Consider the following 13788-nt stretch of genomic DNA (forward strand, 5'->3'; position numbering starts at 1 on the left):
GAAAAAGGATGGAAGAAGAAATGATGAATCGAAAGCTTTGTTTCTTGTTATGTACGGCTCTCGTTTTTTTCGTGGTACTAGCAGGCTGTGGGAAGACGGAAACGATGCAATCTGCAGAAAAAAGTGGTGAAGCTAGAAAGGATGAGCTCGTTCTTGCGGTTGGCAGTGAGCCTGAAAATGGCTTTGATCCGACGACAGGCTGGGGACGGTACGGTTCACCGCTCTTTCAAAGCACATTGTTAAAAAGAGATGCCAAGTTGGACATTGTGAATGACCTTGCCACTGGCTACACTGTCAGTGACGACGGAAAGGTGTGGACTATTACGTTAAGAGAGGATGTCACCTTTTCCGATGGGAAGCCATTAACAGCAGAGGATGTGAAATTTACATTTGAAACAGCTGCAACAAATGGCTCTGTGTTAGATTTTCAAATGTTGCAGAGTGTCGAGGCTGTTAATCGAACGACAGTCAGATTTACGTTGAAGCAAGCACAGTCTACCTTTGTCAATTCGTTAATTGCAACAGGGATTGTCCCGAAGCATGCGTATGGAGAGGATTATGCCGAGCATCCAGTTGGCTCTGGTCCTTATCGCTTTGTGCAATGGGATAAAGGACAGCAGCTCATCGTTGAGGCGAATCCGAATTATTATGACAAAAAGCCATATTTTCAAAAGGTAACCTTCTTATTTTTAAATGAGGATGCAGCCTTTGCCGCAGCACAAACTGGTGAAGTTGATGTCGCTTCGATCCCAGCTGCCTTTAGTAAAAAAGAGGTATCAGGGATGCGTCTTGAAGCAATCGAAACGGTTGATAATAGAGGGATAGCCTTTCCAACTGTAAAGTCAGGTGAGGTTACTGAGGATGGATTACCAATAGGCAACGATGTAACGGCTGATCCAGCGATCCGTAAGGCGATCAACCTTGCGACAAATCGAGAGGAATTAATTAATGGCGTATTGGAAGGATACGGCTCACCTGCGTTCTCAGCGGTTGATGGCTTGCCATGGTGGAATCCGGAAACAGCGTTTAAGGATGGCGATGTTGAAAACGCGAAAAAGCTTTTACACGATGCAGGCTGGTCGGATCAAAACGGTGATGGAATTGTCGAAAAGGACGGAGTTAAGGCTGAATTCACCTTATTATATCCGGCAGATGATGTCATAAGACAATCTTTATCCCTTGTTGTTGCAGACATGATGAAGGAAATCGGCATCAAGATAAACATTGAGGGGAAAAGCTGGGAAATGATTGAGAAGGAAATGTATGCAAATGCCGTGTTAATGGGGTGGGGAAGCCATGACCCACATGAATTATACAATATTTACAGCAGCAAAAACGCTGGCAAGGATTACTTTAATACAGGCTTTTATAAAAATGACACCGTTGACCGTTACATGGATGAAGCCCTTCATGCACAGAGTGAGGAGGCGGCAATCGAGCTATGGAAAAAAGCACAATGGGACGGGAAAACAGGTTTAAGTGCGAAAGGTGATGCACCATTTGCTTGGTTAGTCAATATCGATCATTTATATTTAGTGGATGAAAAGCTTGATATTGGTGAACAAAAAATCGAGCCACATGAGCATGGCTGGCCAATTACCGATAATCTCGTTGAATGGAAATGGACGGAATGAGCTTGCAAAGAAACGTTGGGAAAAGGCTCGGCTTGTTTGTTTTCGCTAAAATCATCAGAATGGTGACATTATTGCTTGCCGTTTGCTTTATCTCATTTCTGTTAGTGAAAAATTCACCTATTGACCCGATTCAAGCCTATATCGGGGCTGATCTATTAAAGGTTGGGCCTGAACAGCGAGAGGCAATTGCTGCGTACTGGGGACTTGATCAGCCGATCCTCGTCCAATTTTATCAATGGCTTTCAGCATTAATAGCTGGTGACCTTGGGACATCGATGATTTACCGCCAGCCTGTTTCACAAATTATTGCGGAGCGATTTTTCCATTCCTTCGTCCTCATGCTGACAGCTTGGCTCTTATCAGGACTAATTGGCTTTTCAATGGGAGTCGTTTCGGCAATGAAAAAGGATAGCTGGATCGATCGGCTCATTACTGGATACTGCTATACGCTTGCCTCAACCCCGACATTTTGGCTTGGCCTGTTGCTCCTTATCCTATTTGCTGTCATATTAGGCTGGTTTCCGATTGGTCTTGGAGTACCTGCTGGCGTTCTTGCAGAGGATGTGACCTTTCTTGAGCGATTACAGCATCTTTTCCTTCCTGCTTTAACACTAAGCATTGTAGGTGTGGCAAATGTCGCTTTGCATACGCGTGAGAAATTAATTGATGTTCTTTCAAGTGAATACATCGTCTTTGCAAAAGCAAGAGGGGAGCGAGGGTTTTTGCTGTTTTGGCGGCATGGCCTGCGAAATATCGCTCTCCCTGCGATTACTCTTCAATTGGCGGCATTTAGCGAATTGTTTGGAGGAGCCATTTTAGCGGAGCAAATTTTTTCTTATCCAGGACTAGGGCAAGCGATGGTCGAATCTGGCTTAAATGGTGATGTTCCGTTATTGCTAGGTCTTGTTATTTTTAGCTCCTTATTCGTATTTGTCGGAAATGTACTAGCTGATTTGATTTACTTTCTATTAGATCCGAGAATGCGTGAGGTGAGGCAGCTATGAGTCAAATTTTAAGAGGATATAAATCTAAAAGTCTAGCGATAAATGGAAGACAGAGGGCAGCTGTGACAATGCTGCTAGGGGTAGTTATCTTAGTTACAGTTTTTATGACTGGCCTTTTACTAGATGAAAAGACGATTACAACAGATCTTAGTATAAGAAATGCCCCGCCATCATTTGACCATCTATTTGGGACAGATTGGTTAGGGAGAGATATGTTTGCGAGAACGTTGAAGGGTCTTTTTATAAGTATCGGGGTCGGGGTGATTGGTGCAGCAGGGAGCACGGCGATCGCGACATTGCTCGGAGTTTGTGCGGCAATGCTAGGGAAATGGGCTGATAGAATGATCTCATGGCTAATCGATGTTTTTCTCAGTGTTCCACATCTTGTTACCCTCATTCTTATTGCCTTTACAATTGGCGGGGGATTTCACGGCATCGCCATCGGTATCGCAGTTACCCATTGGCCAAGCTTGGCGCGGGTGATAAGAGCAGAGGTGATGCAAATTCGTTCCTCAGATTATGTACACATATCGAAGCAAATGGGGAAGAAAAAAGCGTGGATGATTGTTCATCATGTGCTGCCAAATATAGCCCCACAAATTTTAATCGGCTTTATTCTCCTATTCCCCCATGCGATTTTACATGAGGCAGCTGTAACATTTTTAGGCTTTGGCATTTCACCGCATGAGCCGGCAATCGGGATTATCCTTTCCGAATCGATGAAATATTTATCTTCAGGTGCTTGGTGGCTGGCGTTTTTCCCAGGGCTTTGCTTGCTATTCATCGTGCGGATTTTTGATCGAATTGGGGCAAAGCTTCGTAGCTTCATAGAACCGAATGGATCGCTAGATTAGAAGGGAAGGAGTGAACATATGGCTATTCTTGAAGTAGAAAATCTATCAATTTCCTTTAAGCGATATACGTCTCGATTTAAACAGGTGAACCATCAGGTGATCTCGAACTTGAATGTCTCCATTGAGGCTGGAGAAATTGTTGCCGTTGTTGGGGCGAGCGGATCTGGAAAAAGCCTGCTAGCACATGCGCTATTAGGGATTCTCCCAAATCATGCGAATGTCAGTGGCACGATAACGTATAAAGGCGAACCGTTGACGGCAAAACGACAGGGAATGTTGCGGGGGAAGGAAATGTCTCTCGTTCCGCAATCAGTTCATTTTTTGGACCCACTGATGAAAATCGGAAAACAAGTTCGGCAGTCAGCGAAAAGTCATAAAGCAGCGTTTTTACAGAAAAAGGTGTTTGAACGCTACCGTCTACCTGAGAAAACAGAAAAGCTCTACCCGTTTCAGCTTTCAGGAGGAATGGCGCGCCGAGCCCTTTTGGCGACCGCTGTCGTAAGTGAGGCAGAGCTTATCATTGCCGATGAGCCTACACCAGGACTTGATTCGGCTGTCATCGAGGAGGCTTTAGCAAATCTTCGCGAGCTTGCTGACAACGGATCTGCTATTTTGCTTATTACCCATGATATTGAAGCTGCCTTAAAAATTGCCGATAAAATCGCGGTATTTTATGCAGGAACAACGGTTGAGGTAGCACCTGCTGCTGATTTTACGGGTAAAGGGGAAAGGCTCCGCCACCCTTATAGTAAAGCGCTATGGAGGGCGTTGCCGCAAAATGAGTTTATTCCGATTCCAGGTGCTCAGCCACATCCAAGTGAGCTTCCACCTGGCTGTTTGTTTGCGCCACGCTGTAAATCTGCTACCTCACAATGTAGGCACGAACAACCAACAAATCAAACAGTACGAAATGGAATGGTGAGGTGCTTTCATGCAACTTAATGCAACGAACATCAGCTTCAGATATCGATCAGGACCATGGCTGTTCCAAGCGATGAATCTCGTCATCAATCCCGGGGAAATCGTTGGTCTTACCGGACCAAGTGGCTGTGGGAAAACGACGTTTTGCAAAATTATTGCAGGGTATGAGCAGGCAGTCGAAGGAGAAATTTCTATCGACGATCAGCCTTTACCAAGGAATAGTTATAACCCTGTTCAATTAGTTTTTCAGCATCCGGAAAAGGCAGTTAATCCGCGATGGACGATGAAAAGGATCGTTACTGAAGGATGGACGCCAGATAAGGAGCTCCTCGATTTACTAGGAATCCAGCAGGAATGGTTAACTCGCCGCCCGAATGAACTATCAGGAGGAGAGCTTCAACGATTTTGTGTCGCAAGAGCATTAGCACCGGGGACTCGGTATTTAATTGCAGATGAAATGACCGCAATGCTTGATGCGATTACCCAAGCACAAATTTGGCATGCTTTGCAAAATATTGCCAGGGAAAGAAAAATGGGGATTCTCGTTGTTAGTCATGAACAGCCATTAATTCAAAGACTTTGTGATAGAGTCGTTGAAATGAAGGGGTAATTATTCTAATAGTTGAGTTATTGTGAAGAAAGAGGAATATAAAAAACTGAATCACATTTGAACTCACAGGTTTTAAATCAAACAGCAAATCTCACATGAAAATGCTCAGAGTGTATTACTCTGAGCTTGCTATTCTAGAGACAATACAGCCCCTCAGTTATTGAGTTAACTTTCATTTATCTATTGTATTATCCTTATTTTTCGAGGATTTATATAGAGAAATGATGCTAAGAATTAATACTACAACTCCTCCTATTAAAAAGAAATAAGTTAACCCATTGTTTTTCCCCCAATTGTTATACACTTGGAGGAAAGCAATAATAACTATAAAGAAACCATTATATATTTGAAATTTAGAAACATTTTTCACAAAATTACCTCTCTATTTTATCTTTATTAGAATACTGGTCTATAATGGAACATTTTTCTTGTTTTAATTTTATCATGAATGTTCTATTGCTATTGTTTGAATTTTATCCCCCAAATAATAAAGAAGCGAATCTCCCCTTAATAATAGAATGGCTCTGCATATTCACCATGTTATATCCTTGTGTTTTTCTCTAATAGATGATAAATTATGTTATAAATCGTAATCTTTACGATTTATAATCAAATAGCTAATGGGTAACTAACTATTGAACAGAATAACATTCTTTCCCCAAAAAGCTGAAAGGAAGGTTTTAATTGGCAAAAAAATCAAAGGTTGCAAAGGCTAAGCAGCGTCAGGAAATAGTCGAAAAGTACGCGAGCATACGAAAAGAGTTAAAGGCGAAGGGTGATTATGAAGCTCTTCGAAAATTACCGCGGGATTCCTCACCAACGCGTTTACACAATCGTTGTGAATTAACAGGAAGACCAAGAGGGTATTTACGAAAATTTGGCATGTCGCGAATTGCCTTTCGTGAGCTTGCTCATAAAGGCCAGATTCCAGGGGTGAAAAAATCTAGCTGGTAAGATGTAGGACTGATGTTCAGTACATGTGGGCATCAGTTTTTTTATTTTTGTAAAAAATTTCAAATTTTGATTGTGCCATGTATCATCTGACTATACTAAACGTAAACTTTACTTTGGAGGCAAGCTTGCAAAATACCAATGTGTTTGTAAAAGGGTATGGTGCTGTTGGTGAAAATGAACTCTCGATCCAATTGATATGAAAGGCAGGTGTGAAGCATGTATGCCAACAGATTAAAGGAGTTAAGGCTAAAGCATGGTTATACAATGGAAGAGGTCGGACGAAAAATCGGAATAAAAAAGTCTAGCTATGCCTCATATGAATCTCGTTACCGTCAGCCACCTCTCGAAAAATTAAAAAGCCTTTCTAAATTATACGGTGTCTCAGTAGACTATATTCTCGGGTTATCGAATGAACGTAGTACAGTAGAGTTTATGCAAATGAGATTAAAAGAGGTTTGCTTGAAAAGAGGTCTTCAGTGGGATGGGCTTGAGATTCCCGATGATGTGCTTGTATTGCTTGAAAGTGTATTAGATAGAGCGAGTCAGCAGCAGGTAGCAGATGATAATCAAATATCATAAACAAGGGATGCCTTAGGGGAATCCTTTTTTTTATGCAAATCTTTATGAATGGTAATGTGAGAAACTGCCATACTAACAGCATAGTTCGCTTTAAGTGAACGATGACGAGGAGCTTCAAGGTGATTAGGGGATAAGGAGGAGACAGGTAATGGCTTTTTTAAAGGGAATATTCAAAAAGAAAAAGCAGATCACCTCTCAGCTTCCAAAGCCTTCAAGTCAGGTAATGGATGATTTGAAACATCTGAGCACGAGCGTACAAGATGGAGACGCTCTCCAGAAGATCGAGAATATCTTTGGTGAGGATCATGATTTTGTGAAACGAGAAATGATTGCCTTAGAACATATACCTGCAACAGTTCTTTATTTGAATAGCATTACAGATAAGGATGCCATTAGTAAAGAGGTGATGAAGCCTCTTGCAGAGTCGAAGGCATGTCAACAAGGTAACGAACCATTAAAAGACTATGTATTGAAAAAATTATTATTTCATGCAGATGTGAAAACAGAAACAGAGCTTACGAAGGTTGTTGAGGGGTTAATTCGTGGGAACACAGTGTTAATTTTAAAAGAGCTTAATGATGTCTTTTTAATTAATACGTATAAGACAGATAAGCGGAGTATTTCTCAGCCAGACACTGAACAGGTTATTCGCGGGTCTAGAGAAGGATTTATTGAAAATTTACAAAGTAATACAGCGCTTATTCGCGCACGTATTCCGATTCCTGATTTAAGGGTGAAATCATTAAAAATTGGGACGATGACACAGACAAATGTTGTCATTTGTTACATTGATGGAGTTGTTAATCAAGCTTTAGTAGCAGATGTTGAAAAGAGGCTAAACAATATAAACGTTGACCGGATTCTAGATGCAGGGTATATTGAGCAGTTTATCCAGGATAATCCACGCTCCCCGTTTCCTCAAGTGAAGAGTACAGAACGGCCAGATGTGACGGTTGGGAATTTACTTGAAGGGAGAGTTTGTATTTTAGTTGATGGCTCCCCATTTGTTTTGATTGTTCCTGCCACCTTTGCTCAGTTCTATCAAACAAGTGAGGATTATAATGAACGGTTCATTATGGTTAGTGCGGTTCGAATCGTTCGCGTTGTTGCGTTATTATTTTCTCTTATTATGCCTTCACTATATGTGGCGATCCTTTCCTACCATCCCGAGCTGATCCCGACAGCGTTTGCGGTAGCGATTACTAGTGGAAGAGCAGGGGTACCCTTTCCAGCAGTTGTTGAGGTATTTCTTATGGAAGCAGCAATGGAAATATTGCGTGAGGCAACGGTTCGGATGCCAAAGCAGGTGGGGGGAGCATTATCTATTGTCGGGGTGCTTGTTATCGGGCAGGCTGCGGTTGAGGCAGGCTTTGTAAGCCCAATTACAGTTGTTGTCATTGCGTTAACGACAATCGGCTCCTTTGCAACTCCGGCGTATAACATGGCGATTGGCTTTCGGATGATGCGGTTTCCGCTTTTGATTATGACAGGATTATTAGGATTTTATGGTCTAGTGCTTGGACTATTATTAGTCAATAATCATGTGTTGTCATTAAAGTCGTTCGGTGTTCCGTATTTTAGTCCGATGGCACCTCTTAACTTCGAGGGTCTGAAGGATACGGTTATTCGCGCGCCGTTAAATTGGCTATTGGATCGTCCTAAGGAATTACATCCTGTAAATAAAAGAAGAATTCGACCAAATGACCTTGGGCCAACAAATCCTTTGGCAGATGAACATGTCAATAGCGAAGGTGGGAACAAGAAAAAATGATGAATGAACCTAGACGAATTAGTGTTTTCCAGGCAGCGGCTATTATGATTAACAGTTCAATAGGGGTGAGCCTGCTAGCTTTGCCGCGGATTGCGAGTGAGAAGGCTGGTTCTGGTGCCTTATTTGTGACATTACTTGCCGTCATACTTTTTATCACTAGCGTCTGGATTTGTTCCACTTTAGCAAAGCGATTCCCGAAAGAATCCTTTCTAGCCTATAGTCAAACGATTATCGGAAAACGATTTGGAAAAATTGCAGCATTTATGATGATTTGTTTTTTTCTCTTTACCACATCGATTGTGTTAAGAGAATTTGGCGAGGTATTGAGTACATCCTTGATGCAGGAGACGCCAATCTCGGTGACGATATTATCGATGCTTGTCTTAATTGCGATCACAACTAGAAATAACATCACAACCATATCGTATTTTCATACCTATTACCTGCCATTTATCGTCATCCCTATTGTTTCCATCGCAATCATTGCCTTTAAAGATATTGATTGGCGTCACTTGAAGCCTTTTTTAGGGAATGAAACAACGCTTGCCGATTTTGTAGGTGGAGCAATTTCGATAGCAGGTCTGCCGTTTATTCCGATTACGTTGTTTATTATTTTTGTCATTGCCCCACATATGGTTGAACCGAAACGAATTGTGAAAGGCGCATTGTCAGGTTCCTTTGTTGCAGCTATTATGTTTTTTCTTGCGACAGGGATTACTTTAGCCGTATTCGGTGCAGAGGAATTAAAAAAATCAATGTGGCCAATGCTTGTGTTAACAAGAATGTCAGAGCTTCCAAGCTCAATTTTAGAGAGACTCGATATTCTTTTTCTCATGGTTTGGATTATATCTGCCTTTACGACTTTGCTATCAGGCTATTTGATTTGTATAGAATTTGCTAGTCAATTATTTCGATTAAGAAGCCATCGTGTGCTATCGTATCTCGCTCTTCCGCTTCTCTATGCCCTTGCCTTTTACCCAAGAAATGCCCTTCATTTATCGCAAATCATGAGTCATGTCGGAGTTTGGAGTGTATTGATAACGACAGGCTACCCACTTGTTCTTTTATTGATTGCCATTATAAGAGGAAAGGAGGGGAAAGCTTGTGAAAGGTCCGATGCGACAAAGTAGCAAATGGGTTCTCATTCTATCTGTTTTCGTCCTTTTAGCAGGATGCTGGGATCGCAAGGAAATTGAAGAAAGGGCAACAATATTAGGACTTGCGATTGATTTAGCTGAGGAGGATGAAGAGTCTCCAGCCATTACACATCCTGATCATGAAGAGATGCCAACCTCGAATTTAGGGAAAATAAAAGTAACCGCACAGCTTGCAGTACCAGGACAAATTCCTCTAGGGCCATCCCAAGGAGATAGTGGGAGCTCCTCACAGGATAAAGTATGGATCGTCGAAGGAATTGGCAATACGATTGATGATGCGATGCAGGCGCTTCAGCAGCAGCTGGCATTTCAAGTCTTCTTTGGCCAATTACAGGTGATTATTCTTTCTGAGGATGTCGCGAAAAAAGGGGTTGAGCATATTAATGAATATTTGCGCAGAAGACCCGAAATAAGACGAACCGCATGGATGGCTGTGAATGAAAAGGATGCAGCAAAGACGATGAAGGCAGCTCCTAAGCTTGAACGAATTCCAGCGATTTATTTATCAACCGTTTTTGAAGAAGCAGTTAAAATGGGGAAATTTCCAGATGATGATTTAGGCGGATTTTGGGTTGATTTATCAAACAAAGGCCAGGATGCCTTTCTACCATTTATTACAGTTAAGGGGAAGGAAAATATCGAAATAAGTGGGATAGCCTACTTTAGGAATTCGAAAATGGTAGGAAAAACGAAGCCATATCAAATTGCTTATTTTAATGGGCTGACTGGTAAAAATCCAGGTGGTTCTGTTGCGATCGTTAAACTTGATGAAGAGAAATCGGTCATGTTCCAATCGACGAAGCGAAAGGCAGATTACGAGACAAAGCTTAAAAATGGGAAGCCAGTATTCAAGGTGAATGTAGAGGTTACAGGAGTTATTCGCGAAAAGAATACAAATAAGATAAAATTGGATGATCATCAAACGATAAGGAAAATCGAAACAATCGCAGGGGAACTATTTAAAAAGGAATATGTCGCACTCATTAAAGAAACTCAGGAAAAAAAGTCAGATATACTTGGTTTTGGCGAATATGTCAGAGGAGATTTATCCACCTATTGGGATGAAAACATAAAAACAACTGATAAGTGGAAGGAGATATACAAGGATTTGAAAGTGGAGGTTTCCGCAAAAGTGAAGATCGACCGTGTTGGAATGAAGGCTTCCTAAACTCTAGGAAGTCTTTTTGTATAGGATGATTTTCACGTAACATGTTATTCTTAAAAAGACGTAATGAAAGTACTAAAAGAATATAGGTGAAAACATGGCGAAAAAGTGGAAAATAGAACAGCCAAAAATTCCAGGAAATTTACCAGAAATGAACTTTCAGGAAATTCATGAGAGAGAAGAACCGTACTTAACAGATTGTCTCATCTCAAACTGTGTCATTGAAAGAGAACGGATTGAAAGGGCGGAGCTGTCACAAATCGTTTTTAAAAATGTAACATTTAGTGATGTATCCTTTCATCGCCTTGAATTACTCGATGTCGTCTTTGAGGATTGTGATTTATCAAATGCGGATTTAATCGGGGCGATTATCCATCGAGTGGAATTTAAAAACACGAAATTACTAGGAACAAATTTTTCCGAGGCTAGTCTGGAAAATGTCTTGTTTGAAAACTGTAATTTAAACTTAAGCTCTCTTGGTTACGCAAGTATGAAGCAGGTCAAATTCGATCATAGCCCACTCCGATCAGCTGACTTTTACGAATGTCGACTTGCAAAGGTGCTTTTTGAGCATTGTGACTTAAATGAAGTGAATTTTGGTGAAACGTCTTTAAAGGGAATCGATATAAGCAGCTCAACGTTTGAGCAATTAACCGTATCATTAGAGGATTTAAAGGGCTGTACGGTCTCACAGGATCAGGCGCTTGGCTTTGCAGCGATGTTAGGGTTGAACATTAAGAGTTGATTGTGAATAACAGGCGAAGTGGATGAAAAAGATTACTTCTGTGAAAAAAAGAGAAAGGAAATTTGTTTTTGGCGATTAAAGGAACTCTTAGAGTTTAACGTTGATTCTATAAATAAAATTGGACTTCTATTATTTTGGAAGTCCATAAATCTCTATATATACTTGTTCAATTAAAGCACTCGTTAGTGAAAAAAGTTATTCATATTACTGATATTTTTTTGCAACTAAAAACTCAATAAAAGGTAAAGTTATCATTGATAGTCCTAATAATAGCAATAAAAAGACATTAATTGTTTCGTTTATAAATTTGTCAGCAACTACTGCTCCAAAGATAAAAAATGTCAAAAGAAAATAACTAACTTTCGAACTTTTCTCTGTAATTTTTTGTCCGAGTTCTTCCTCCTGCAATATTCCATCTTTCTCTTCCTTTGTTCCCCAAGTGATGGTAGAAAAAAACATCATCAACAAAGCTCCAATAGTAATAACTTCATTAAAACCAACATCTTTTCCAGAAATAACCTTATATATCGTAAAGCCAACCACTATCAGCGTAGCTATACCAAATATTATTGAACCAATTTTTCGAGTGCTCATTCTTCTTCCTCCCGTTCATTTAAAAACAATATATCAACCCTAACTTCTAAACTTTTTGCAATATCAAAAGCTAATTGTAAACTTGGGTCATATTTATTGTTTTCTATGGCATTAATCGTCTGTCTACTAACATTACATAATTCTGCCAATTTCCCTTGCGAAATGTTTTTTCTCTCTCGATACTCCTTGATTTGATTTTTCATTAGATTCCACTTTCATAATAAGATAGGTGTAAAAAAGTTTTTACATACAGAATATAAAATAAGATGGTTTAGGTGTCAAATACTTTTTACACCCAAACCATCTTATAAAAATGTATCTTACTTCACTATCCTGCCCCTTTAGTGCAATAAGTTACATCGTCTTTTCAGTTCATTCTACTTTAAATTTCTTGGGTTATTTCTCTTAAAAATTGTTTCCTCTTCGCATCTGTTGTTAAGTTAACTCTAGAAAAATGAATCCATTTAGTGTATTCATTTTTAATTCCCAGGTCAGCTAAAGTTCGGTTAATGAAGACTCCTTGAATAGCATTTCCTCCTTCAGATTCAATATAATCTTTATCCGTTGTAGAAGTTGAAATCACAGTTGTTTTTTCTATATTTGTCAATAACCCTTTCAGAGCACCTGTTGTTTTATCCTCTAGGAAAGCGAAGCCACTCAACATCACTTTATCAATAAATCCTTTTAAAATAGCAGGTAAGTCCCACCACCAGACAGGAAATATAAAAATCAACTCAGTTGCCTGACTTAATTTTTTTTGATATTCCTTAACTAATTCGTAAGGTGTTTCTCCTCTATTAAATTGCTCCAATTCTTCTGCTGTAAATACGGGATTAAACCCATCTTTATAAAGATCGATCACTTGAAATGTTTCTTCCTTAGCTTCTAAGTCTTTCGTGATAGAAGTTAAGATTGCATGATTATAGCTTCCTTCCCATGGATGTGCATAGACAATTGTTTTCATTACTAGTTCACCCTTCTCCCTTATTTGCATCATATTTTGATGTACATTCATCTTATTGTATGCTATAACATTCTACAAGTACGGTAATTTAAGTATGATACTAAACTAAAGGAGAGTACTGAATGAAAAAGGAATCTTATGTATTTAAAGATAATTTGAAGGATACTGGTTTTGGCTATACTTTGTCATTAATTGGTGGTAAATACAAAATGACAGTTTTATATGCTTTATATTTAAACAATAACCCTATTCGCTATAACCAGCTGAAACGGATGCTTGGCAATATTTCTTTTAAAACATTAACCAATACACTAAAGGAACTTGAGGGTGATCAACTAATTAATCGAAAAGAATATCCTCAAGTGCCTCCAAAAGTAGAATATAGTTTATCGGAAAAGGGTTTATCATTGATTCCTGTATTAGATGCAATTTGCTATTGGGGAGAAGAACAATTGGATAAAAGAAAGGAAGTCACGATTAAAGTGAACAATAACTAAAGAAGGCTGCCTGGCATCATCTTCTGTAAGAAGATTAACAGCATTTATCGTAGTATCAAACTCATTAGTATCAGTAGTTTCCTTCAACATAATCCCTCTCTATTAATAATAAAAATCCAATACTTGTTAAACTAAACTCCCTCAATAAACAAACACTTATCTCTTCAATACGCAGTTTCTCTCAATATTTCTACATAACTTGTTTAGTCTAATAGATTTAGTTAGTAAGAAAAGAGCCCAATCAAGCAGATTAGGAGAAAAATGAGCGCAAGAAACTAGCCAACCTTCGGTAATTTTTTAAAAGTTGGAAGATTAGGTATGTACGCACCAATGGATGTC

General features: G+C 39.7%; 15 protein-coding genes. 12 read left to right on the forward strand and 3 right to left on the reverse strand.

Translation table 11 applies throughout. The annotated features are described in order from the left end of the window. Positions 1–23: 23 nt before the first annotated feature. The 11 genes from ACTJJ9_RS14130 (at position 24) to ACTJJ9_RS14180 (ending at position 11394) form a co-directional block, all read left to right on the forward strand. Positions 24–1634, forward strand: coding sequence for an ABC transporter substrate-binding protein (locus ACTJJ9_RS14130; RefSeq protein ID WP_145582285.1), 1611 nt, complete (start codon positions 24–26; stop codon positions 1632–1634). Beyond that, on the forward strand, positions 1631–2638 hold the full coding sequence (locus ACTJJ9_RS14135) for an ABC transporter permease (RefSeq protein ID WP_255451907.1): 1008 nt from the start codon (positions 1631–1633) through the stop codon (positions 2636–2638). The genes ACTJJ9_RS14130 and ACTJJ9_RS14135 overlap by 4 nt, the downstream gene beginning before the upstream one ends. After that, positions 2635–3492, forward strand: coding sequence for an ABC transporter permease (locus tag ACTJJ9_RS14140; protein ID WP_145582266.1), 858 nt, complete (start codon positions 2635–2637; stop codon positions 3490–3492). The genes ACTJJ9_RS14135 and ACTJJ9_RS14140 overlap by 4 nt, the downstream gene beginning before the upstream one ends. An 18-nt stretch (positions 3493–3510) precedes the next feature. Continuing rightward, positions 3511–4434: an ABC transporter ATP-binding protein gene (locus tag ACTJJ9_RS14145; protein ID WP_440768694.1), complete on the forward strand. Its 924-nt coding sequence runs from the start codon at positions 3511–3513 to the stop codon at positions 4432–4434. Next, the gene (locus tag ACTJJ9_RS14150) at positions 4424–5023 is read left to right on the forward strand and encodes an ATP-binding cassette domain-containing protein (protein WP_145582268.1); all 600 of its coding nucleotides are present in this window, start codon (positions 4424–4426) and stop codon (positions 5021–5023) included. The genes ACTJJ9_RS14145 and ACTJJ9_RS14150 overlap by 11 nt, the downstream gene beginning before the upstream one ends. Before the next feature lie 684 nt (positions 5024–5707). Beyond that, a complete protein-coding gene (gene rpsN / locus ACTJJ9_RS14155) occupies positions 5708–5977 on the forward strand; it encodes a 30S ribosomal protein S14 (protein WP_145582269.1) in 270 nt (89 codons plus the stop codon). A gap of 216 nt (positions 5978–6193) precedes the next feature. Next, positions 6194–6556, forward strand: a complete 363-nt coding sequence (locus tag ACTJJ9_RS14160) for a helix-turn-helix domain-containing protein (protein ID WP_145582270.1) — start codon at positions 6194–6196, stop codon at positions 6554–6556. A gap of 148 nt (positions 6557–6704) precedes the next feature. Further along, a complete protein-coding gene (locus ACTJJ9_RS14165; protein WP_145582271.1) occupies positions 6705–8327 on the forward strand; it encodes a spore germination protein in 1623 nt (540 codons plus the stop codon). Then, positions 8324–9457 carry an endospore germination permease gene (locus tag ACTJJ9_RS14170; protein ID WP_145582272.1) on the forward strand — a complete coding sequence of 378 codons (1134 nt, stop codon included), beginning with the start codon at positions 8324–8326 and terminating at the stop codon, positions 9455–9457. Before ACTJJ9_RS14165 ends, ACTJJ9_RS14170 begins: the two co-directional genes overlap by 4 nt. Next, positions 9432–10652: a Ger(x)C family spore germination protein gene (locus ACTJJ9_RS14175; protein ID WP_145582273.1), complete on the forward strand. Its 1221-nt coding sequence runs from the start codon at positions 9432–9434 to the stop codon at positions 10650–10652. The genes ACTJJ9_RS14170 and ACTJJ9_RS14175 overlap by 26 nt, the downstream gene beginning before the upstream one ends. Positions 10653–10746: 94 nt before the next feature. After that, a complete protein-coding gene (locus tag ACTJJ9_RS14180; protein ID WP_145582274.1) occupies positions 10747–11394 on the forward strand; it encodes a pentapeptide repeat-containing protein in 648 nt (215 codons plus the stop codon). Positions 11395–11598: 204 nt separating this feature from the next. On the opposite strand, the gene ACTJJ9_RS14185 is transcribed toward ACTJJ9_RS14180, so the two are convergent. The 3 genes from ACTJJ9_RS14185 to ACTJJ9_RS14195 form a co-directional block, all read right to left on the reverse strand. Continuing rightward, complete coding sequence (locus ACTJJ9_RS14185; protein ID WP_145582275.1) at positions 11599–11988, reverse strand: hypothetical protein; 390 nt, start codon at positions 11986–11988, stop codon at positions 11599–11601. Then, positions 11985–12191: a helix-turn-helix transcriptional regulator gene (locus tag ACTJJ9_RS14190; RefSeq protein WP_145582276.1), complete on the reverse strand. Its 207-nt coding sequence runs from the start codon at positions 12189–12191 to the stop codon at positions 11985–11987. The genes ACTJJ9_RS14185 and ACTJJ9_RS14190 overlap by 4 nt, the downstream gene beginning before the upstream one ends. 179 nt (positions 12192–12370) lie before the next feature. Then, positions 12371–12952, reverse strand: a complete 582-nt coding sequence (locus ACTJJ9_RS14195) for an NAD(P)H-dependent oxidoreductase (RefSeq protein ID WP_145582277.1) — start codon at positions 12950–12952, stop codon at positions 12371–12373. Between the two features lie 122 nt (positions 12953–13074). Here ACTJJ9_RS14195 and ACTJJ9_RS14200 point away from each other — a divergent pair, with 122 nt between their 5' ends. Next, on the forward strand, positions 13075–13449 hold the full coding sequence (locus ACTJJ9_RS14200; protein ID WP_145582278.1) for a winged helix-turn-helix transcriptional regulator: 375 nt from the start codon (positions 13075–13077) through the stop codon (positions 13447–13449). Positions 13450–13788 lie beyond the last annotated feature (339 nt).

Source organism: Metabacillus sp. 22489 (assembly GCF_052044855.1).
Taxonomy (GTDB): domain Bacteria; phylum Bacillota; class Bacilli; order Bacillales; family Bacillaceae; genus Metabacillus; species Metabacillus niabensis.